The sequence below is a fragment of the Candidatus Thorarchaeota archaeon genome (assembly GCA_021498125.1).
Taxonomy (GTDB): Archaea; Asgardarchaeota; Thorarchaeia; order Thorarchaeales; family Thorarchaeaceae; genus B65-G9.
Genome location: JAIZWL010000001.1, coordinates 16153 through 36553, shown reverse-complemented (window position 1 = coordinate 36553; position 20401 = coordinate 16153). Strand labels below are relative to the sequence as shown.

Below are 20401 nucleotides of genomic sequence, written 5' to 3'. Positions count from 1 at the left end.
TGACATGCAGGCAGAAACGACCACTCAGATTGTCACGATTATACTGGAAATATTAGGTATTGTTGCCCTGCTCTTGATTCTTGGATATACAGTATACGGTGAAGACACAGGCGAGGAATAATTCCCCCAAGAGGGGTGTTTTTTTGGACGGCCAAGATACTGAGTCTATCTGGGCCTCGTTCGAGAGAGCCGCAGCCCACTTTTCAAATATTGGCGAAATGGAACAAATTACCAAGCAGACGATTTTACAGGCTCAGAGTATTAAAGAACTAATTAAGATGCTACAAGAGAGGTCACAGACATCTAGAATTACGTTACAGACCGATATTCGAATCTTGATCAATGAAATAGAACATGACCTCCGAAAGAGGAAGCAACGCTAATGGATGTGTTTGCAAGTCTTGATTCGCGGATAAGTCAATTTTTGAGCCATCAAGGAATAACTAGTCCCACAGATATTCAACAGAAAGCAATTCCATCCATTTTGGACACAGACGAGAATCTTTTGCTTTTGGCCCCAACTGGCACTGGTAAAACAGAGGCTGCATTATTACCGTTACTTCATCAATTATTGACGATAAAGGAAAAACAGGGAGGTCTCTACGGATTCTATATCCTATATGTGACACCATTACGTGCTCTTAATCGGGATGTGTTTAAACGCATTGAGGGATTATGTCACCACATTGGCCTTACTGTATCTGTACGCCATGGTGACACAAGTCAGTACTTCCGTAGAAAGCAGTCACTTAATCCACCCAGCCTGCTAATCACAACTCCCGAGTCACTACAGGCAATCCTACCGGGGAAGAGATTACGATATAATCTCAAGACCGTCTTTACGGTGGTTGTGGATGAGGTCCATGAACTGGCAGATAGTAAAAGGGGAGTTCAACTTAGTCTTGCATTAGAGCGTCTAGAAAGACTAGTTGGGAAACCCATTCGTAGAATTGGTCTCTCGGCAACGGTGGGCAATCCAAGGGAGGTCGCCCTTCTTCTGGGAGGAATGCGACATCATACCAAAACCATCTGGGCAGGATACAGAAACAGAGAGTTCAAACTTCAAGTAGAGATGCCCACTCCGACCAAGACGGACTATGAATTAAGTAAAAAAATAGTCTATCCAGCACATTCTACAGCACGTCTGCGTCGAATTGTGGAGCATATTAACGCACACCGGTCAACAATCATTTTTACAAATACAAGGTCTTTTGCAGAGATCCTTGGGGCAAAGATGCACCTCTTAGATCCCGATTTCGAATTCGATGTGCATCACGGATCATTATCCAAGTCAATTCGCCATGCAGCAGAAGACCGACTAAAAACAGGACAATCGCGAGCAATTATTGCCACTTCGAGTCTTGAGCTGGGAATAGACATTGGATACGCCGATCTGGTCATCCAATATAGTAGTCCACGAGAGGTCTCACGCGCGCTCCAACGTACAGGCCGAGCGGGGCATGCGATTGGAAAAATCTCAGAGGGCATATTTATCTCAACTGTCAATATTGATGATATAACAGAGTCAGGAGTCATCTTGCGACGCGCGCGATCCAATAAAGTAGAACCTGCGGACATCCCGACTAATGCATGGGATGTGCTCTGCCATCAAATCGCAGGAATTCTTCTTGACATGGGGGAGATTGATGTGAGTGGCCTCTTAGAGATAGTGCAATCCGCATATCCATTCCATTCAGTCGATGAAGAGCAACTTGAAACCATCCTATCATTCATGATCCAACAGAAACTAGCACGACGCGAGAGCGACTCGGTCAAGATGGGATATAGAACACGGCAATATTACTACGAGAACCTAAGCATGATTCCAGACATTAGACAAATTACAGCAGTTGATAGTGTCACCCGAAAGAGTATTGGAGTTCTTGATGAGGATTATGTCGCAGATAATGTCGAAACAGGTTCGGTATTCATTATACGGGGCAGACCATATCAAGTGGTCACAATCGAGGAGAATGAAGTACTATGTGCACCTATCAGTGAAAAGGGATCAGAAGCCCCACGATGGGTTGGCGAGATGATCCCGGTCCCCTACGAGGTCGCCAGTGAGGTTGCCGATGTATGGAACAAGATTGCCACAGAGAATAGAGAGAAATCATTAGCCGAACTTACTACACGATATGGCCTCTCAGCAGATGCTTCAAGTCACCTGTATGAGATGATTTCTAAGTCCATGTCCGTATTAGGCGTCCTCCCGGATAAGAACAGACTTGTGATCGAGAGTTTTGGAGAGACAATAGTGATCCATGCCCCCTTTGGAACGATGACTAATGAGGCATTAGGAATTGTGATCGCATCGCTCCTCACAACACAGACAGGAATCGATGTTGCAGTGGAACGCGATCCCTATAGGATTCTTCTCACTGCTTCGGAGCTGCTTCATGCTGAAGATGTAAAGAGCATCCTTGGCGGATATAATAGAGAACAGGTCTCATTCATTCTGAGGCTGGCATTGCGTAAGACACAGACCTTTGCATCCCGTTTCATTCATGTTGCTCGTCGGATGCGAATCATAAAGAAAGATGCACGCATCAAAGACATTCCAGTCAAGTATCTCATGAATGCCTATGGCGAGACCCCAGTCTTTGATGAGGCTATGCAAGAGGTCTTACGCGAAAAGATGGACGAGAACCGAATGGGGGACATCTTTGAGGACATAGCAGCAGGAAAACGCAAGTTAGTGATTGTTCGAACAGAAGAACCCTCACCTCTGGCAAAATTGATTTTGGAGAGGCAATCCAGATTTGAGGTAATGGGGGAACTCACCGAGGAAGACGAGATCCTCAGATTGCTTGAAACAAGACTACGGTCAAGTCGACTCAGGTTGGTATGCTTGTCGGGGGACTGGGACTCGGTCCGTACCATATCGACTCTTGACGATCCAATCACATGCCCGTTGTGTGGTTCCAAGATGGTTGCAGTAACATCGACCAGTGACACAGCATTAAGGACCATTATCCGAAAGAGAAAAGGGGGAAAACCTCTATCAAAAGAGGAGGAGAAAAAATTTAGAGGCGCAATGCTCTCAGCAACAATGGTATCCACATACGGAAAACTTGCATTACTGACAATGGCCGGAAGGGGTATTGGCCCAACTACAGCCTCAAGGATTTTGACACCTAGTAGCGCCAAGGACCGACTGCAATTGTTGAGAGCCATAGCAAAGGCGGAGAAGACATATGCACAGACAAGACAGTTCTGGGATTGAAGAAGAAGAAGAGAAGCCACTTGTGGTGTTCGCTGGTAGAAGCAATGTGGGTAAAAGTAGTCTTATCCGGTTGCTCACGGGGAAAAAAGTGCGAGTAGGCAAGAAACCGGGAAGCACTACATGGGAGATCCCAATCGATATGGGGCCAGTCGTATTCATTGACATCCCAGGTTTTGGCTTCATGGCCAAACGCAGTAAATCAGAAATCGAGGAGATGAAGACAACTATTGTAAAAAAACTTGAATCATGGAGCGATCGGTTAGTACTCGCTGTACTCATTTTAGATGTGTCCCTGTTTCGGGAGATTGCCGAACGCTGGGAGAGCAGAGGGGAGATTCCAATCGATATTGAATTCTACACATTTCTCAGCGAGATATCGCCACAGGTCATAGTTGTAGGAAATAAGATAGACAAGGTAAAGAAACGAGAACAACAGAGAACAATCGAGTATGTGACTCAACGATTAGGAGAGGAAGTCCCTGATAGGCCACTTAATCTTGTGATCACATCTGCTACAAAGAGAGAGGGCATATCAGACTTGAAGTACAGAGTTGAAGAGGCACTAAAAAGAAAGGGCATTGGGAAACTACCATGGTAGTTCCCCGTGAAACTTATCGTATCTTTTTAAACGCATAATAAGCAATTCCCACAAGAAGGATGGCTGATGACAAGACCAGCATGGGGAAGATTGCACTTGGAGGCTCAACAAAATCTGCTGAAAGCCAGTTGAGCATGTTCATGAATAGCCTAGAATTATCGGCCATGTAGAACCATTGAGTCTCGGAACGCGAGTCCGATTCGGGCAAGTCAATAGGACGACCTGAGAACATTATTGTTGACCCAGAAACAATGACACGGCTTCCATTGAACTCAAACGCAGCAAGCCAGGGTGGAAAAGTACCATTTACTGCTGAATACGAGAGAGGATGTGACTCGTACTCGGTTGTATTTGGGAATGAGATGTTCGCAAAAGTAAAGGGACCCTTTCTGTACTGCGCGAAAGATGTGTCATATCCATGCGCAATGGCACAAGAGGCATCGATTGGCTTCAACGTAGAGGTCATGAGAACAAGTTCGTTAATGTCATGGAAGATTGGATGGTCTGCGTCCCAAGTACTGCTATCGAACTGGATAAGCTGCGGATTTGTGATATTGAGGGTGTGATTATAATCAAACATAGAATCAGACCAATGCCCGGTCTCAGTTGAGTTGACACTGAATCTGACCGCGGTGATATTGAGCTGATCCAGAAACCGGTTGACTGCAACATTATCGCCAAGATCTCTGAATTCTAGTTCATCCCAGTAAGTAGAGTTCTGTGCAATTGCGGGATCGCCCATGACTAAGAGCGAACTTCCATTATCAAGCATTCGAGAGATTGCTGTTATCTCGTCTGAATCAAAGGGATACGTGGTATCAGGGGAAGCCTCGATCAGAATGTCAACCCCATTTAGAACCGATTCGTTGATCGGACCATTTGAATGAACTCGAACAATATATCGTGTTGTGGCATTCACCATATCAAGCATCAATTTTAGACCTTTTTCTGCATCATCAGGTGGAAATTGTGGAGCATGACTTGCATCATACAATACTACCACTGTGTCCAATGACGCTTGGGCCTGTACCTTGACAGGCATCGACGATGCAATGACGAGAAGTGAAATGATTACTGCAAAGAACCGGGTTGAATTCCTGAGCCTTGACATTTGCGTTTTCCGACCTTCCTGCTCAGACTGCAATCTCCAGTTTGATAGCGGTTTTAAACATATTCCTCAATTACAAAATGTACTAGGCCACAGCAATAAGTTTGGTCAATCAGTCCGGCGCCATTGAATATAGAGTGTTCTTCGTTCTCTGTCACTTTGATCAATTATTTTGTAGTGGCCCCATAGTTGGGCAATTTCTTGCGCAAGAAGATGGTAGCAAAAATCCATACTATGTGCAATTACAACATCCTGATAGAAACTTCTGCAGCTGCAGTAGACATCAGGAATGACCATGTAGTCACGACGGCGACCTTTGACAATCCATGTACTCGTATTACTTGGATGGAATACATATTTTGTGACCCGCCCCTCTTCGACTGCTCTCAATGCACGCACAAAACGGTCCCCATACTTGTTACGGAAATATAGTACTGCCTCTTGACTTGGACTGCCCCCGACAAGCATCTGGGTCTCTTTCGCGCTAAGCACCATCGGCATCAGATGTAATGGACCAATAATTGCGTTAAAATGTTGCAGTTGAGACCAATAATACGATGAAGATCATATTCGAGGACCGTGCTATGCTCATCTCAGGCACGGCAAAGACGGTACTATTGATCGCGGACATCCATTTAGGATATCATATTGAGATGGAACACCGAATAGGAGCAGTCTTCCCACCACAGCATCAGGAGATACTTGAACGCATTAGAAGATTGATCGACAAATACAATGTCCAGACCACCTATATCTTAGGAGACCTCAAGCATAGTATAGGCGCTGATGAGTCGTATAATTGGGAGGCCATTCCAGAGTTCATCAAGAGGCTCCAGCGATCATCGGATCTTGTAATAATCCCTGGAAATCATGATGGAGATCTCTATGCATTGCTTCCGCGCCAGACATCTATTGCGGACATACACGGAATAATGGTAACAGAGGAACCACCATATATTGCTGCGCTCCATGGTCATGCGTGGCCGTCAGAACAGGCATTGGCTGCAAATATTCTTGTCATAGGTCACAACCATCCCAGTATTGGAATTACGCGAGTAGCAAGAACACATTCACAGGTGCCTATTAGGAGAAGTGCAGGATCACTACCAGCCATCATTAAGACACGTCTTGAGAAAAACTGTGTCAGACAGCATATTGGTGCGGATAAGATTCAGGATGACCCAGTTGGAACGCTAATCGTCCTTCCCAGTTTCAATACGCTCGCTTCAGGAAATAGAATTAATCGGCCGGATATGACTTTACAGGGACCACTCTTTGAGAGAGGCTGCGCTGAGACCCACACAGCAGAAGTCTATAGTATAGATAATGTATACCTTGGCACTATCGAGTCGTTAGTCGAGTCAACGAAATGATTAAATGACTCTCAAGTAGTTGCCACTTTCACAGGGTCGGTGGTCTAGCTTGGTATGATTCTTGGTTCGGGACCAAGGGATCGTGCGTTCGAATCGCACCCGGCCCACCATCTCCTCTTTGTTTTAGCCAAGATTTGAATAACCATGGAAATCATGAGCGTTTCAGAGAGTGGAGTATAATTGACGCAGTGGCTGCTGGACCAATATCAATGCGTGAGTCAAGAGAGACACATTCCCCAAGATCCATCTCTTTTCTTGAAAAGGAACTTGGACTCCCAGACAGAACGATCATGACTGGCTCACCAGAGGAGACCCGCTTACTGAGTTCGTCTAGCTGGATACGAGACTTGGTCAACTTGGGGGAGACCAAGAGCAAGGGGCGGGTAATCTCTAAGAGATCGATCACATCTGGAAGGTCAGGAAACACCATGAAGTTTCCTTTTAGCTTGAAGGCAAGCTTGTTCGCATCAGGGACTCCAGTCTGCGCAGCAGTCCCCTCAGATTTTGATACGATAAAATGAGAGAAGCCCAGACCATACACGACCTGAGCCGTGTCGATTACCTTGCTTACTGCATGTACATTGTGAAGTACTACAAAGACGTTTTTGAATTCAGTCAATATGCATTTGAACCTCCTTTGATATAAGGTGCGAGATGAGTGGTGGAACACTCTCTCCTACTTGATTGTACTGGCTGTCCACAGGACCGGAAAAAATGTACTCATCAGGATAACTCATGAGCCTTGCATGTTCCCTCACTGTCAGAAGGCGATCTTCATAGGGATGAATGTAACGTGAGAGTCCATTTATCGAGGTAGCCACCTGATTAGGGAATAGCCGCACCCAGTTGGGGATTGTACGCCCTCTCGATTTAAAGTGTTGAGCGCCTCGACCTCTCTTTGCCTTACGGACCAATTTTTGTTTGCTGTCTGGCAGAATACGTAAGGTATGATTAGGAATGTCCTTAGGCATCTCAAAGAGAGCATCAACACCTAAGGATGGAAGGTCACCAATGGCCCCCATAACGGTCGGAGATCTTTGCTGAGGCAATCGTAACGGGATATTACTGATAAAAACACGCAAACGCTTTGATGGTAGGCCATGGCGTTCGGCACGTATCAGATTGAAAAACACATCATCAATTCCCACACGCTCCAGCTCGTGACGTATTATCTCACGACCGCCGGCCCGAAGGATGGCGGCCACATTCTCAATGACAAATACTGTCGGTTCAAGATCTCCGATTATTCGAATCGCATCAAGAAGCAGACGCGCAGTCCCCGTACCATATACACGGTCTACAGCAGGTTGCTCGCTTGTAGGATTTGCAAGGCTATACTCCTCACATGGTGGGGAGGCAATAATGATATCTGGGCGTCCCCCGAGAAACTGTTCAATTTGCTGAGAGTGCAGCACACGAATGTCAGCCTGTAATGTTGTTACCGATGGCTGATTAATGGCAAGCGTGGCAAGCGGATAAGGATCTATATCGATTGCCAAGTGTGTTGAGATGGGGGGCTGGAATCCTAATGAGAAACCGCCAGCCCCACAGAATAGATCCAATATCCGCAAGCGCATGAGGGAATCCTCCCGAGTATTGTAGGGGAACAAGTAACGTGAGCCTTATGAACTGCCACATATAGTACGATGTGGAAGATTGTCAGAGTATTCAAATGTAATGATTAAATACGAGTGCGCATCACAATTCTGTTGAGCGTGAATGTATGGGTACCGGTACTGGCAAGGGTAAGACTATACTCTTTGGAGAACACTTTGTTGTGTATGGATATCCCGCGATAGCTGCCGGGATAGCAGATGAGACCATTGCAAAGGTGACTAGAAAGAGCACACCGGGATGGAGCATTGATGACAGGCGGCCAGAAATGCCAGGCTATAAAGAAAAGAAACTGGACGAACAAAAGGTCTCCATTGAAAATGTGATTGGCTTTTGCGGTATTGATCTCTCGGAACAGGGGATTCATATCGAGCTTGGAGGCGAGTTAGTCTGTGCCTCGGGGATTGGCGCAAGCGCTGCAAGCTGTGTAGCAATAGCAAGAGCTCTTAATGATGAATTCGATCTTGGATTTGATGATGAGAGGATCAATGAGGCTGCATATGAAGGAGAAAAAGGGTACCATGGGACTCCATCAGGCATTGACAATACAGCCTCAACATTTGGCGGACTCGTCTGGTATGTACGAGATTTAAGTGGAGGGCCCCCACTTTTTGAAAAGATCAAACTGCCCAAGGCGGTAGATCTTGTAATCGCGGCTACCGGGTTGACCGCCAGCACAACAGAGGTTGTGGGAGATGTACGTGAGAAGAAAGAGACGGACCCGGAGTGGTTTAAGGGAGTTGCCTCCGAATACGACAGACTAGTACAAGATGCACGTAAGGCACTTCTTGATGTGGATCTTAAGAGGGTAGGAGAACTCATGAACAGGAACCATGAGTTATTACAGGATCTGACCGTATCATGTAAGGAACTGGATGCCCTTGTCACAGTTGCAAGAGAGAATGGGGCTCTTGGCGCCAAGATGACTGGTACGGGAAGGGGTGGAAATATGATTGCGTTGGCTTCGGACAGCGCGTCTGTCACTAAGATTGCGGATGCCTTAAAGAAAAATGGGGCTGCCGCAGTATGGATAACATCATTTGGACTGTAACCAATATGTGGTGGAACTCATGATACTTGAGAGATACATTGAGGAACTCCGAGAAAAGGGGTCATTGAGAGTAGTCACTACACCAATCTCACGAGAGCTTGAGATTGCAGCAGTACTCAATTCGATGGAACCCACACCAATACTCTTTGAGAATGTAAAAGAGAGCGAATTTCGGGCGGTGGGAAATCTGTTCTGTACAAAGTCGCAAATTGCGGACTATTTTGGAATTGGAGTTGAACAAATCATCCCAACACTTACTGAGGCTATTGAGAATAGAAGCCCACCAGAGGTTGTCACAAACGCCCCCTCTCAAGAAGTGATCCAAGATAATGTTGACTTGAACAAGATACCAATTCTCATCCACAATAAAGTGGATGGAGGCCCATATGTCTCTTCGGGCGTGATGGTCGCCGGTGATTCCGAATACGGTCAAAACCTCGATTTCCATCGAGCAATGCAGATAGACAAGAACCACATGGTCATCCGTGTTGTACGTGGCCGCGACTTCCACAAGTTTCTTTCACGTAACGGCGAACTCGATGTGGCCTTCTGTATCGGGAATACTCCAGAGGTCTTGATTGCAGCGGCCACATCCGTTGAAACAGGGATCAACGAGTTAGAGATAGCCAATGCGCTCAGACCGATTCAAGTTGTTAAAGCAAAGACCTCAGACCTCCTAATTCCAGCAGACACAGAATTTGTATTTGAGGGCCGTGTGTTTCTAGAGGAAAAACATGCAGAGGGGCCATTTATCGATCTCACAGAAACAGTAGATGTAGTAAGAGAAGAACCAATCTTTGAGGTCCGAAAGATAACCCATCGTAAGAGCGCCATTTGGCAAGCACTGCTCCCAGGAAAACTTGAGCACAAACTGTTAATGGGAATGCCACGTGAGCCAACTGTCTTCAGGAAAGTGAAGGAGAGAGGCGTTGATGTACAGGACGTATACATTACACCTGGAGGAGCGAGCTGGTTACACATTGCAGTCAAGATACGCAAACAGAATGAGGATGATGGGCTTCGCGCCGTAGAGGCCGCGTTTGCAGGGCACCATAGTGCGAAACATGTATGGGTCTACGATGATGATATTGATATATACAACGAACAAGAACGCGAATGGGCAATGGCGACAAGATTCCAAGCAGATGTGGACTTGCTCATCAAGGATAAGGAGCCGGGAAGCTCGCTTGATCCAAGCGCCGAACCTGGGACCAAGATGACTACGAAAGTCGGGTTTGATTGCACCAAACCGATGGTGACAAAGGGGAAGAGCTTTGACAAGGCAAAATTCCCAACTGTGGACTTGAAACAGTTTGTAGGTGAGTGAGATGGTTCTCGAACTGACTAAAGAAGAGCAGGAGATGCTGGAGGGAAAACATGGGAAGGCCACACGCAAGGCCATGGAGATCATCACAACACTTGGTGAGATTTATGGAGCGACTCGACTAATTCCCGTATCCAGTGTACAGATTGCAGGAGTATCCTACCATAATTTAGGCGAACCGGGTCTAGAGTATCTCGATGAGATGGCAGAAGATGGAAAGGTACGAGTACTTACCACATTAAACCCGGCCGGAATGGATCTTACAGAGTGGAAAAAGCATGGTATTCCCGAAGACTTTGCGGCCAACCAACAGCGAGTTGTTGAGGCCTTCGCTAAAATGGGAGTCATCACAACATGTACCTGCACACCATATCTCATCGGAAACTTGCCACATTATGGCGAACATGTCGCATGGGCTGAGTCATCAGCAGTTTGCTTTGCTAACGCAGTAATAGGAGCAAGGACTAACCGAGAGGGAGGCCCAAGTGCCCTTGCAGCAGCACTCACTGGTCGCACAGCAGAGTACGGACTCCATCTGGATGAGAATCGCCATGCCCAAGTCAAGTATGAGGTTCAAGTAGAACTAAAGGGGACGGATGATTTTGGTCTGTTAGGAGAAGTCATTGGCGCACGAACAAAGAAACAAGTCCCATTCATCACAGGAATCAAAAGCGCAACAACAGAAGAACTGAAGTCCCTGTGCGCGTCCATAGCAACTTATGGAGGACTGGGGATATTTCATATCGAGGGAATCACACCTAACAAGACACCCATTCCGGAGAAGGTCGAGATTGTTACTCAGGAAGATCTTGATGAGGCTAGGTCGGCACTTGATGACGAAGATGCTGAGATTGACTTCATAAGCATAGGTTGCCCACATGCAAGTATCAAGGAGATCGCCAAGATAGCGGAAATGTTGGAGGGTAAACAGGTCACAGAGGGTAAGACGGTATGGATAACCACTGCAAGACCGACCAAAGATCTTGCAATCAAGATGGGATTTTATGACAAGATTGAGAGCGCGGGAGCATTCTTAGTGAGTGATGCCTGTTGCGCGGTTGCCCCGTTAAAGGGCCGATTCAAAGGACTGATGACTGACTCCGCAAAGGCATGTTTCTATGCAAGAGGGAAAAACAAGTTCAAGATAAAGATACGAACTGTTGAAGAATGTATCAGGGAGGCGACATCATGAAACTGCAGGGAAGACGAATATTCAAGGGAAAGACCACAGGGGAGATCCTATTCACTGATGCAGACATATCATTTTATGGTGGGTGCGACCCGGATACAGGGGAGATAGTTGAAAAGGATCATCCACTTGAGGGACAAAGCGTTGCGGGAAAAGTGCTGGTCTTCCCAACTGGAAAGGGCAGTACAGTGGGGTCATATGTCCTCTATGCGTTAAAGAAGACAGGGAAAGCACCTTTAGCGATCATCAACAGGAATACAGACCCGGTTATTGCTGTAGGTTGCATCATTAGCGAGATTCCTGCAATAGACAAGATCGATATTGAAAAATTAAAGACGGGACAAAAAGTGGAGGTGGACGCCGATAAAGGCGTCATCACCATATTGAGCTAGAACCTCTGAACTTGTGGCTCAAAGTCCTCATGCGTGAAAGCGGGTTCGGCATCCTCAGGGATGTCCCCACGTTCGATCAACACCTGGCGAGTCAGGAGATAATATACCAGTGCCAATGCTTTTCGCCCACGATTATTAGTGGGAACAACGAGATCCACATTGGTGGTAACATTATCAGTGTCACAGAGAGCAATAACAGGCACTCCAATGCGTGATGCCTCGGTCAGAGCCTGTTGATCAGTACGAGGGTCGGTCAGTATGACAAGATCAGGCTCAATGTATACTCGTGGACCCGCAATATTGGGATTGGTCAAGGTACCGGGGACAAAACGATCCGTAAATGCATTAACACCGATATATGACGCAAAGGTCTCCACGGGTTTCTTACCATAAAGCCTGCCAGACACCACTGCAATCTTGGACGGGTCAAATCGTGCAATGAACTTGGCTGCAACACGCAGTCGTTCATCGGTCTTTCGCACATCCAGAACATAAAGTCCCACAGGTCGCTGTCGGTAGACAAAAGGCTCCATGTCTTCGGTCTTCACATGAGTTCCGATATGGCACCCTGCCGCAAGATAGTTGTCCAATGATGTCAAAAGGTCGGTTTCGCTAATCTCAGCCTCACTCAAACTATTGTGCCTCCTCAACCTTAACTGTGGCAAATGCCATGAAACTATCAATGATGTCAATATGTGCTAGAAGCATTCGCCTGCAACAGTATCGATGCAGCCCCAGACGATCAAGAACTTCTCCAGGATCTGCACCCTGTCGGACCTCACGCCTGAACTCCTCGTACTTGTCGGCCACAACTTTGCCACAAGTAAAACATCGAACAGGAATAATCATTTTCTATAACACCTCACCTGTATGATTTCTGATATCTGGACCTTGCCGAGGGCCCACCAAACTTCTTGGGTTCAGTACGACGAGGATCACCAACAAGCATTGTTCGATCATGCTCCAACATTCGAGAACGCGCCTCGTAATCCTGACTGATCTTAATCAGACCAGTAGCAATCGCCATCCGGACAGCATCGGCCTGTCCCATGAAGCCACCACCACGAACTCGAACCTTGATGTCATACTTTGTCCAGTTTTCGCCAAATAGGAGCAATGCCTCCATGATCCGAGCTTTTGCCACTTCTGGTTGCAATATCTCTAATGGTTCCCCATTAATTCGGATACGGCCCTTGCCCTCTTTAATTGTGGCCTTGGCCAACGAGGTCTTTCGTTTACCAGTTGAAACTATAACACGCATCTTAAACTACCTCCGGGTTCCTCCAGCCAAGCTCGTAGCAGAGGTCTCCAATTGTAATATGCTTTCGTGTAAGGCTTGTATATCTCGCTCCTTCAAGAATAATCTTCTCTGTGCCAGAATATTCATCAGGTACACCAATATAGACCTTCACCCGTTTGTATGCCTCTTTCCCACGTGGCCGGGGATATGGGAGCATCCCTCGAATCATTCGTCGGACCATTTTATCGGGTCGTCGGTGATGGAATGGTCCCTTCCGAGGATTATAGGAAGTCCGAATATTTCGCTTCTCCTTATACGCATCAATGACTGTCCTTTTGTCGCCTGTGATTATCGCCTTTTCGGCATTTACTATGATCACAAGATCACCAAGTAGGGCGGCCTTTGCAGCTTTTGCGGCTAGTCTACCCACAACCATATTTTCGGCATCATAGACCTTAACTCTTCGTTCACTCATCAAGACCACCTCAGGTAATAATAGTCACACCGCTTCCTGCGGGTATTTTGGTCAGCAGTTCATCAATCGATATTAGTGAGCCACCAGCACCCACTATAATTGAGCGTGCTGTTGCAGAGGCATTAAGAGCTGCCACAGTGACCTTGTGGGTAAGAACTCCAGCCCCAAGCACTTTGCCAGGAATCACAATGATGTCCCCATCTTTTGTGTACCTATCGATTTTTCCTATGTTGACCACTGCACGTTTTCTTGCTGGCCGGGCTATCAGCTCAGCAACTCGCTTCCAAATCTTGACACTATGCTTTGTTGAAGTCTTCCTCAACAAGTTAAGTAACGCACGTGTGTTTGGATCAGTTGAACCAGATCGAACCATCTGTATTTCCGCTCCTACAAAGAGTTTGCAAAGTCAAGAGCTGTGCGAAACCTCTCCCTGAGAAGCTCGACTGAGCGTTCTATGATCTCTTCAGGGGAGAGAGCTCCGGTAGATTCCACTTTGAAGAGAAAGCTATTTGGTTTCGAATCGATTGTGATCGCACCGGGTTCGCACTCTCGGACACATATCTCACAGAGGCTACACGCAAGTGTATTCTGGGTAGAGATTACACCACCATCCAGATTGAAGATGTTCTTTGGACAGACTTCGACACAGGCACCACACTTGGTACACTTCGATTTGTCCACACTAACGGCGGGAACATACTTGTAAGCAACTGTTGAAACTGGTTGAAACTTGGCATTCTCCCGACCAGTTCCAAGACGAGCGTACGCCTCAATAATTAGGCTCTGCCTAGGAGCGAGCTTCACGAGGGGAATTTTGTCTATGGCGGGTACGACTTTGGGATCTTGGGACTGCAGGTCACCAGAATACACCATGACCTCTTCGTCCCCAGCCTCAACCTCAAGTGTCAGAGTGCATTGACAAAGACTACAGCCTTTACCCTCACAATCACACTCCTCAGGACGATTGTAGTCATCAAGAGGCGTGACAAGGGGGACCAAACCAAGCCGGTGTGCCAACATCTCGTCATACATGACGCTTGTGTTCTCAAGGATGAGCACTTCATCTATTGCCATCGAAGGCAGACGGGTCAACATTGTTCTGCGTAATGCGTTCGCAAATGCTACATCGACTCCTTCGATGAGGAAGTGGCACACATTGTCTTCCATGTGTATGATTGTGATTTCCACTCTATCACCAAACCTAGAGGTTGTACGTGTCCACCCAAAAGACACTATTCCCGAACGGACTCGCTAAGGACCATTTGGCCAATTAGCTCACTCGCCCGTGTCCTGGGTAATGGTGCGTTGCCTTGACAGTACATAAAAGCGTTGTCATAGGCAAAATTATGCGTGATACGTCAATGATAAGCTCCCACAGATCACTCTAAAATTTCGTTGAAACGCGAATCTGGGGGAGCCATCAATTCCGGTCAGTATGCGGGTTATGCAGCCATCTGGACCATGTCTCTGAGTCCATCAACGATTAGACGGTAACCGTGGAGCCGCTGCTTGGGATCAATCGCAACCATTCCATAGGTCGGTACACCTAACAAGTCCTGTACCGATGCAGGCTTCATTGAACCAGAAATATCCTGCTTGTTTGCAATTGCAATCACTTGTTTCCCAACAAGAAATTCCCTGTATTTTTCCAATAATTGGCGGGTCTTGAGAACAGCCTTTGGTGTACTCTCTGTGACTACAACGACCATTTGGCTCCCCTTCATGAGATCAGGCCACATAAACTCAAAGTGAGTCTGCCCACCCATCTCAATGAGAGAAATCTTTGTTGTATTATCCAGTGTAATTGTCCCACAGTCCATTCCGGCTGTAGGATTGTATTTCGAGTCCAGTTTAGTCACATCATCGGTAAGGAGACGAATCAACGTCGATTTACCCGCATAACCAGCACCCATAAGCGCGACCTTGACGTATCGGGTCATATTCAGCAACTCCAGCGTAGTATTACGATTTTGTCTACCAACATTGGAATATCAGCTATCGTGTTACGATAGTAACACTCACTTCATATATGGCTCAAGTCGAATCTTGACTCCATATCGCATCCACTCGTAGGTAGATAGTTGTCTGAATAATTTAAGGCCAACACTGAGATCATGCCATATATCGAAGCTCTTAACAAGAGGAATGAGAATAATGCGGATGGTCTGATAGCATGGCAATTGTAGGTCCAGAGATAGTAGTCATTAAGAAGGGAGCTCTTCAGGCACTACCAGAGATAGTGGCAAAATATGGCCAGGCCATGTTCGTATCAGATGCAATCATTTTTGATAAATACAAGATGATCTTGGATGATTTTCTTGATGTGGACCCGACATGGATAATGGTGGATGACCATCCAGAAAAACGAGAACCTTCAGCCACAGCAGATGTTATTGTGGGATTTGGGGGAGGAAGAAGTATTGATACTGCAAAACTCATTGCTGCTGAAACGGGTCTTGAGTGGATATCAGTGCCAACAGCCGCATCACATGATGGGATTGCAAGTGAAGCAGCCTCAGTCAGCCATAACGGATACCGATACTCAAAGAGATGCAAGCTTCCGATTGCAGTCATTGCGGACTTAGAAATCATAGCGCAAGCCCCAAGAGCCCTCTTTCTTGCAGGGACGGGAGATATTCTCTGCAAGACCTCAAGTCTTAGCGAATGGAAAATGGCAAACGAGATTCATGGGGAGTCGTTCAATAAGGAAGCCTTTGAACTGACTAAACATGCACTAGACACGGTACTATCTGATGAGAGCTTGGAAACTCTAATCATGGCGGAGATCGATGCCGGAAAAGCGATGTATCTTGCGGGGAGCTCACGACCATGTTCGGGGACTGAACATGCGATCTCTCATGCAATGGAACGAAGAGAACATAACCTTCATGGATTACAAGTGATCTTTGCAACTCCACTCTGCCTCCACTATCTCGAAAAAGCAGGATATTCTCTCTACGACCCTCACGAGATTCGCAAGATAATGGTCGCAAGAGATCTGCCCCTCACGCTGTCCTCTATGTCAATTACTATGGAACAATTCCTTGATGATATTCATCATGCACTTAATATCATGAGAAAACGCGAAAGGCATAGTGTTCTCGAGGGAGTAGCAGATGATGAGCTTCGCCGGATGATCAATGAACTATATAGTGAAGAGTAGATTCACTTCGACAGTTTTAAAAGACAAGGGCATGACAGCGACAGGAACTCACTCTATGTTGAGTGAGGGTCATACCAATGAAGTGTAAGACAGAGGTACTAAAAAATGCCTAAACCAAGTTTTGTAGATTGGGAGCCTACTGAAGAGCTTCAGAAGAAGGCACTTGAAGCCCTTGAAGGAGCCAGAGGCTCAGGACGAGTTAAGAAAGGAATCAATGAGACCACCAAGTCCATCGAACGAGGCACTGCCAAGCTGGTGCTCATTGCTGAAGATGTAGAACCACCAGAGGTGATCATGTATCTGCCAGGCCTCTGTGATGATAAAAAAATCCCCTACATCTTTGTGAAAGGTAAGAAGGATATTGGAGCTGCCGTGGGTATTGAACGACCAACAGCAGCAGCCTCCATTCTCGTTGAAGGAAAGGCAAAGGACCTTGTTGCGGATGTCGTTGAAAAGATTGCGGCACTACGCAAATAAGACGTTGCTAGGTGATGGATTTCAATGAGCAAGGAAGAAGATAGAGAGCCAGCCATTCCTGCAGAGGTCATTCAGCTCCTTGGAAGGACTGGTGTGACCGGTGAGATCACACAGGTCCGAGTGAAGATCCTCGAGGGGAGAGACAAGGGCAGAGTTCTCACAAGAAATGTCAAGGGCCCTGTCAGGCTAGGCGATATCCTGATACTCCGTGAAACAGAGCGTGAGGCTCGAAAGATGAGGAGGCGATAAAATGGTTGGTACGCAAAAATGCGCCTTCTGTGGCAAGGATATCGAGCCAGGAACAGGTATTGCGTTTGTCCGCACAAAAGATGGCTCTGTGAATTGGTATTGCTCGAACAAGTGCAAGGTGGCTGCACTCAAGCGAGGAATGAAACCAAGAGATACCAAATGGACTGCAGGCTATCAGAAAGGTGGAAAGACCAGCAGATAGTTCCGTAGTCAATAATCGCAAAAAGGTAGTAGAGGTGGCAGTGCGCCACCTACTGCCACTTATTGTTTCTTTTCAACTTCTTCTTTAACTAGAGCAAAAATAGCCTCAGCCAGTGCCTTGACTTCCTCGTCATTAATATTGCGAGCGTCAAGACCAAGAAGGTCTTCAAGAGAATGTAGGACATCATCAGATACCGAATTTGTCTCGATTGCCTTAACGATGGTCTCACGAATCTCAAGAGTATGATCGACCCCATCACTCGCATATTTTTCAATATAGGCCATGACTTCTGCATCAGCAGCATCAGACTCTACGAGCCCTCCCTCCTTTGTCCAGAGAGCAATCTCATTGGAGGCGGTCTCAGGAGCATCTGAGGCATGAGCAATGTTGATCCCACCCCAAATACCGTATTTGCCTCTCAGGGAATCTGGTGCTGCCTTCTGGACAAAAGTTGCACCTAACGCATCTCGAATGCCCTGTATCACATTGTCGGCCTCGAAAATCAAGACCAACACACGAGCGGATGTGATAAACTGAACGAGCCACGGAAAGAAGGGTTTGTCTTTGTGTACAGCATAATGTTGCTCAGCAAGAGCTTGAGAAACTTCCATCTCCCTGAATGCACGAATAGTAAATCCTCTATCACGGAGTGCCTTGATGACAAGGGCACCGATCTTTCGACGCACAGTCCCATCAGGCTTGATTATTACTAGAGATCGTTCCATTATGGTCACCATTAGTTATGACTATGCCACTCGCAAAGTTTGTGTTATTTTAGAGTTGTGACAATGCCATAAGGCCAAGAATACACCGTAAGGCAACTTTCATAAACTACAACTTGTCAGTCGCAAGCAACTCGTTGTGAGGCGCCCTCGATGCCACAGTCAGACTCAGGAACCCCAAAACTACGATCCCCAATAGTCACAGTCCTTGGGCATATTGATCACGGAAAGACCTCCCTTCTTGACAGGATGCGTGGAACTGCTGTACAGAATCGCGAGGCAGCCGGAATCACACAACACATAGGTGCATCATTTTTCCCCACCGAGACTATCCTTTCTGTGTGTGGAACATTACTAAAGGCTGTAAAGACCAAACTCGAGATCGAAGGCCTATTGTTCATCGACACACCCGGACACGAGGCGTACCTCAATCTTCGAAGACGCGGCGGCGCAATTGCGGACATTGCCATCTTGGTCATCGATATCAATGAGGGGCCACTGACACAGACTTACGAGTCGTTGAAGATCCTCCGCTCCGGAAAGACTCCTTTCTTAATAGCTGCAAACAAGCTGGATAAGGTTCCCGGCTGGAAACCTCATCCCGAACTACCCTTGGCGGCCGCCATCAAGGCACAGAGTAAGAGTGTTCAAATGGAGGTCGATAGGAGGCTTTACGAGATTGTGGGGGCCCTATCCGCCAACGACATCTTATCCGAACGTTTCGATAGAATTACTGATTTTACTAAAAATGTAGCAATCGTACCCACAAGTGCCAAAACTGGTGAGGGCATTCCTGAGCTATTAATGGTCTTAGCGGGTCTCACGCAGCAGTATATGAAAGATAGATTACTTGTATCTACAGGACCAGCCAAAGGGGTTGTTCTTGAGGTTCGAGAAGAAACCGGTCTTGGCGTGACACTCGACACAATCATCTATGATGGGGTCCTTAGAAAAACGGATACAGTTGTCGTCGGAGGGCTCGAAGAAGTCATTGTTGCAAAAATACGCGCACTTCTACTTCCAAAGCCGCTTGATGAGATCAGAGACCCTCGTGAGAAATTCGCACATGTGGATGAAGTCCATGCAGCGGCTGGTGTAAAGATAGTCTCGCCGGATATTCACGGTGCAGTTGCAGGAGCTCCCGTTTTTGGTGTTGAGGACCTTGAAAAGCTCGAGGAGGTCAAACAGAAAGTCCAAGAGGAAGTCGGGGCTATTAGAATTCACAGAAACTCCTCAGGAATAGTACTGAAGACCGACACACTGGGATCCCTAGAGGCAGTCACTCAATTTCTTCAAGAACGAAACGTCCCTGTCAGAGTGGCAGATGTGGGGCCGATAGTCAAGCGGGATGTTCTTGAGGCAAGTGCGGCTGGGGACACAGACCCTCTAAACGCGGTCATTTTGGGGTTCAATGTCAAAGTAGCACAGGGCATTGAAGACCTTGCTGCTGAATATGGAGTTGAGATCTTTCTCAATGAGGTCATCTATCGACTCTATGATGATTACAATGCATGGTTAATAGTCAAACGCGAACAGGCTAAGGCCGAATCACTTGCGCATATCATCCGCCCGGGAAAGATAGATGTCATTCCAGACTATATCTTTCGACAAAAAGATCCCGCAATTGTAGGAGTGCGTGTTCATGGAGTCATCAGACCCAAGGTTGCATTGATGAATGCAGAGGGTAAGAGAGTAGGAACGATTATGCAGATACAAGACCGAGGGGTGAATATCGATGAGGCTACTGAGGGTATGGAAGTTGCAGTCTCGATTCGAGGACCCACGATTGGCCGCCAAGTCAAGACGGATGAGACCCTGTATGTCGATATTCCCGACAAACACATTTTTGCCCTCCGTAAAAAGTTCAAAGAAGACCTATCTCAAGCCGAACTAGAGATTCTCGAAGAGATCACCCAAATCAAGAGAAATAGTGGGGCATTTGTATAAGATACTACTCAACTTCCGTCGTGAGTAGAGTAGTAGTAGTAGTAGTAGTAA

General features: G+C 46.7%; 25 protein-coding genes and 1 tRNA gene. 14 read left to right on the top strand and 12 right to left on the bottom strand.

The window, feature by feature from the left end; all coding sequences use genetic code 11:
* Window positions 1-143: 143 nt before the first annotated feature.
* From K9W43_00215 to engB, 3 genes are read left to right on the top strand one after another with little or no spacing between them, the layout of a single operon-like run.
* Window positions 144-383 (top strand): hypothetical protein, encoded by a 240-nt coding sequence (locus K9W43_00215; protein MCF2135647.1) that lies wholly within the window; start codon window positions 144-146, stop codon window positions 381-383.
* A complete protein-coding gene (locus K9W43_00210) occupies window positions 383-3226 on the top strand; it encodes a DEAD/DEAH box helicase (GenBank protein ID MCF2135646.1) in 2844 nt (947 codons plus the stop codon). Before K9W43_00215 ends, K9W43_00210 begins: the two co-directional genes overlap by 1 nt.
* A complete protein-coding gene (engB, locus tag K9W43_00205; protein MCF2135645.1) occupies window positions 3198-3824 on the top strand; it encodes a GTP-binding protein EngB in 627 nt (208 codons plus the stop codon). Before K9W43_00210 ends, engB begins: the two co-directional genes overlap by 29 nt.
* A 13-nt stretch (window positions 3825-3837) precedes the next feature.
* On the opposite strand, the gene K9W43_00200 is transcribed toward engB, so the two are convergent.
* Complete coding sequence (locus K9W43_00200) at window positions 3838-4935, bottom strand: hypothetical protein (GenBank protein ID MCF2135644.1); 1098 nt, start codon at window positions 4933-4935, stop codon at window positions 3838-3840.
* Window positions 4936-5040: 105 nt separating this feature from the next.
* Complete coding sequence (locus K9W43_00195) at window positions 5041-5427, bottom strand: hypothetical protein (protein MCF2135643.1); 387 nt, start codon at window positions 5425-5427, stop codon at window positions 5041-5043.
* A 62-nt stretch (window positions 5428-5489) separates the two neighbouring features.
* Between K9W43_00195 and K9W43_00190 the strand changes: the two genes are divergently transcribed.
* Both K9W43_00190 and K9W43_00185 read left to right on the top strand, forming a co-directional pair.
* Complete coding sequence (locus tag K9W43_00190) at window positions 5490-6305, top strand: metallophosphoesterase (protein MCF2135642.1); 816 nt, start codon at window positions 5490-5492, stop codon at window positions 6303-6305.
* 33 nt (window positions 6306-6338) lie between these two features.
* A tRNA-Pro gene (locus K9W43_00185) sits at window positions 6339-6415 on the top strand.
* A 41-nt stretch (window positions 6416-6456) separates the two neighbouring features.
* Here K9W43_00185 and K9W43_00180 read toward each other — a convergent pair.
* Window positions 6457-6924: a RecB-family nuclease gene (locus tag K9W43_00180; protein MCF2135641.1), complete on the bottom strand. Its 468-nt coding sequence runs from the start codon at window positions 6922-6924 to the stop codon at window positions 6457-6459.
* A complete protein-coding gene (locus tag K9W43_00175) occupies window positions 6917-7882 on the bottom strand; it encodes a DNA cytosine methyltransferase (protein MCF2135640.1) in 966 nt (321 codons plus the stop codon). Before K9W43_00175 ends, K9W43_00180 begins: the two co-directional genes overlap by 8 nt.
* A gap of 146 nt (window positions 7883-8028) precedes the next feature.
* Between K9W43_00175 and mvk the strand changes: the two genes are divergently transcribed.
* From mvk to K9W43_00155, 4 genes are read left to right on the top strand one after another with little or no spacing between them, the layout of a single operon-like run.
* Window positions 8029-8970 carry a mevalonate kinase gene (gene mvk / locus K9W43_00170; GenBank protein ID MCF2135639.1) on the top strand — a complete coding sequence of 314 codons (942 nt, stop codon included), beginning with the start codon at window positions 8029-8031 and terminating at the stop codon, window positions 8968-8970.
* 19 nt (window positions 8971-8989) lie between these two features.
* Window positions 8990-10297, top strand: coding sequence for a UbiD family decarboxylase (locus K9W43_00165; GenBank protein MCF2135638.1), 1308 nt, complete (start codon window positions 8990-8992; stop codon window positions 10295-10297).
* A gap of 1 nt (window position 10298) precedes the next feature.
* Window positions 10299-11486 carry an aconitase X catalytic domain-containing protein gene (locus K9W43_00160; GenBank protein ID MCF2135637.1) on the top strand — a complete coding sequence of 396 codons (1188 nt, stop codon included), beginning with the start codon at window positions 10299-10301 and terminating at the stop codon, window positions 11484-11486.
* On the top strand, window positions 11483-11875 hold the full coding sequence (locus K9W43_00155) for a DUF126 domain-containing protein (protein ID MCF2135636.1): 393 nt from the start codon (window positions 11483-11485) through the stop codon (window positions 11873-11875). Before K9W43_00160 ends, K9W43_00155 begins: the two co-directional genes overlap by 4 nt.
* On the opposite strand, the gene rpsB is transcribed toward K9W43_00155, so the two are convergent.
* From rpsB to K9W43_00120, 7 genes are all read right to left on the bottom strand, one after another.
* Entirely contained in the window at window positions 11872-12507 is a 636-nt protein-coding gene (gene rpsB / locus K9W43_00150) for a 30S ribosomal protein S2 (protein MCF2135635.1), read from the bottom strand. The two genes, K9W43_00155 and rpsB, sit on opposite strands and share 4 nt — an antisense overlap.
* A 1-nt stretch (window position 12508) precedes the next feature.
* Window positions 12509-12724 (bottom strand): DNA-directed RNA polymerase subunit N, encoded by a 216-nt coding sequence (locus tag K9W43_00145; protein ID MCF2135634.1) that lies wholly within the window; start codon window positions 12722-12724, stop codon window positions 12509-12511.
* Window positions 12725-12737: 13 nt separating this feature from the next.
* A complete protein-coding gene (locus K9W43_00140) occupies window positions 12738-13136 on the bottom strand; it encodes a 30S ribosomal protein S9 (protein MCF2135633.1) in 399 nt (132 codons plus the stop codon).
* 1 nt (window position 13137) lies between these two features.
* A complete protein-coding gene (locus K9W43_00135; protein MCF2135632.1) occupies window positions 13138-13590 on the bottom strand; it encodes a 50S ribosomal protein L13 in 453 nt (150 codons plus the stop codon).
* 10 nt (window positions 13591-13600) lie between these two features.
* On the bottom strand, window positions 13601-13963 hold the full coding sequence (locus K9W43_00130; GenBank protein MCF2135631.1) for a 50S ribosomal protein L18e: 363 nt from the start codon (window positions 13961-13963) through the stop codon (window positions 13601-13603).
* Between the two features lie 14 nt (window positions 13964-13977).
* Complete coding sequence (locus K9W43_00125; protein ID MCF2135630.1) at window positions 13978-14778, bottom strand: DNA-directed RNA polymerase subunit D; 801 nt, start codon at window positions 14776-14778, stop codon at window positions 13978-13980.
* A gap of 254 nt (window positions 14779-15032) precedes the next feature.
* Window positions 15033-15530 carry a 50S ribosome-binding GTPase gene (locus K9W43_00120; protein MCF2135629.1) on the bottom strand — a complete coding sequence of 166 codons (498 nt, stop codon included), beginning with the start codon at window positions 15528-15530 and terminating at the stop codon, window positions 15033-15035.
* Window positions 15531-15763: 233 nt separating this feature from the next.
* On the opposite strand from K9W43_00120, the gene K9W43_00115 reads away from it, so the two are divergent.
* The 4 genes from K9W43_00115 to K9W43_00100 all read left to right on the top strand — a co-directional run bounded on the left by K9W43_00115 (window position 15764) and on the right by K9W43_00100 (window position 17681).
* Window positions 15764-16753 (top strand): iron-containing alcohol dehydrogenase, encoded by a 990-nt coding sequence (locus tag K9W43_00115; GenBank protein ID MCF2135628.1) that lies wholly within the window; start codon window positions 15764-15766, stop codon window positions 16751-16753.
* A 105-nt stretch (window positions 16754-16858) separates the two neighbouring features.
* Window positions 16859-17230, top strand: a complete 372-nt coding sequence (gene rpl7ae / locus K9W43_00110; protein MCF2135627.1) for a 50S ribosomal protein L7Ae — start codon at window positions 16859-16861, stop codon at window positions 17228-17230.
* 24 nt (window positions 17231-17254) lie between these two features.
* The gene (locus K9W43_00105) at window positions 17255-17479 is read left to right on the top strand and encodes a 30S ribosomal protein S28e (GenBank protein ID MCF2135626.1); all 225 of its coding nucleotides are present in this window, start codon (window positions 17255-17257) and stop codon (window positions 17477-17479) included.
* Between the two features lies 1 nt (window position 17480).
* The gene (locus tag K9W43_00100; protein MCF2135625.1) at window positions 17481-17681 is read left to right on the top strand and encodes a 50S ribosomal protein L24e; all 201 of its coding nucleotides are present in this window, start codon (window positions 17481-17483) and stop codon (window positions 17679-17681) included.
* Between the two features lie 59 nt (window positions 17682-17740).
* On the opposite strand, the gene K9W43_00095 is transcribed toward K9W43_00100, so the two are convergent.
* On the bottom strand, window positions 17741-18406 hold the full coding sequence (locus tag K9W43_00095) for a nucleoside-diphosphate kinase (GenBank protein ID MCF2135624.1): 666 nt from the start codon (window positions 18404-18406) through the stop codon (window positions 17741-17743).
* A 150-nt stretch (window positions 18407-18556) separates the two neighbouring features.
* Here K9W43_00095 and infB point away from each other — a divergent pair, with 150 nt between their 5' ends.
* The gene (gene infB / locus K9W43_00090; protein ID MCF2135623.1) at window positions 18557-20350 is read left to right on the top strand and encodes a translation initiation factor IF-2; all 1794 of its coding nucleotides are present in this window, start codon (window positions 18557-18559) and stop codon (window positions 20348-20350) included.
* Window positions 20351-20401: the final 51 nt, after the last annotated feature.

Coding starts and splice junctions, on each gene's coding strand:
- K9W43_00120 (MCF2135629.1), bottom strand. CDS start 15,530: ATGACCCGATACGTCAAGGTCGCGCTTATGGGTGCTGGTTATGCGGGT.
- infB (MCF2135623.1), top strand. CDS start 18,557: ATGCCACAGTCAGACTCAGGAACCCCAAAACTACGATCCCCAATAGTC.
- K9W43_00175 (MCF2135640.1), bottom strand. CDS start 7,882: ATGCGCTTGCGGATATTGGATCTATTCTGTGGGGCTGGCGGTTTCTCA.
- K9W43_00135 (MCF2135632.1), bottom strand. CDS start 13,590: ATGAGTGAACGAAGAGTTAAGGTCTATGATGCCGAAAATATGGTTGTG.
- K9W43_00160 (MCF2135637.1), top strand. CDS start 10,299: ATGGTTCTCGAACTGACTAAAGAAGAGCAGGAGATGCTGGAGGGAAAA.
- K9W43_00210 (MCF2135646.1), top strand. CDS start 383: ATGGATGTGTTTGCAAGTCTTGATTCGCGGATAAGTCAATTTTTGAGC.
- K9W43_00155 (MCF2135636.1), top strand. CDS start 11,483: ATGAAACTGCAGGGAAGACGAATATTCAAGGGAAAGACCACAGGGGAG.
- K9W43_00165 (MCF2135638.1), top strand. CDS start 8,990: ATGATACTTGAGAGATACATTGAGGAACTCCGAGAAAAGGGGTCATTG.
- K9W43_00195 (MCF2135643.1), bottom strand. CDS start 5,427: ATGGTGCTTAGCGCGAAAGAGACCCAGATGCTTGTCGGGGGCAGTCCA.
- K9W43_00100 (MCF2135625.1), top strand. CDS start 17,481: ATGGTTGGTACGCAAAAATGCGCCTTCTGTGGCAAGGATATCGAGCCA.
- K9W43_00115 (MCF2135628.1), top strand. CDS start 15,764: ATGGCAATTGTAGGTCCAGAGATAGTAGTCATTAAGAAGGGAGCTCTT.
- K9W43_00105 (MCF2135626.1), top strand. CDS start 17,255: ATGAGCAAGGAAGAAGATAGAGAGCCAGCCATTCCTGCAGAGGTCATT.
- K9W43_00145 (MCF2135634.1), bottom strand. CDS start 12,724: ATGATTATTCCTGTTCGATGTTTTACTTGTGGCAAAGTTGTGGCCGAC.
- engB (MCF2135645.1), top strand. CDS start 3,198: ATGCACAGACAAGACAGTTCTGGGATTGAAGAAGAAGAAGAGAAGCCA.
- mvk (MCF2135639.1), top strand. CDS start 8,029: ATGGGTACCGGTACTGGCAAGGGTAAGACTATACTCTTTGGAGAACAC.
- K9W43_00200 (MCF2135644.1), bottom strand. CDS start 4,935: ATGTCAAGGCTCAGGAATTCAACCCGGTTCTTTGCAGTAATCATTTCA.
- K9W43_00140 (MCF2135633.1), bottom strand. CDS start 13,136: ATGCGTGTTATAGTTTCAACTGGTAAACGAAAGACCTCGTTGGCCAAG.
- K9W43_00190 (MCF2135642.1), top strand. CDS start 5,490: ATGAAGATCATATTCGAGGACCGTGCTATGCTCATCTCAGGCACGGCA.
- rpl7ae (MCF2135627.1), top strand. CDS start 16,859: ATGCCTAAACCAAGTTTTGTAGATTGGGAGCCTACTGAAGAGCTTCAG.
- K9W43_00095 (MCF2135624.1), bottom strand. CDS start 18,406: ATGGAACGATCTCTAGTAATAATCAAGCCTGATGGGACTGTGCGTCGA.
- K9W43_00130 (MCF2135631.1), bottom strand. CDS start 13,963: ATGGTTCGATCTGGTTCAACTGATCCAAACACACGTGCGTTACTTAAC.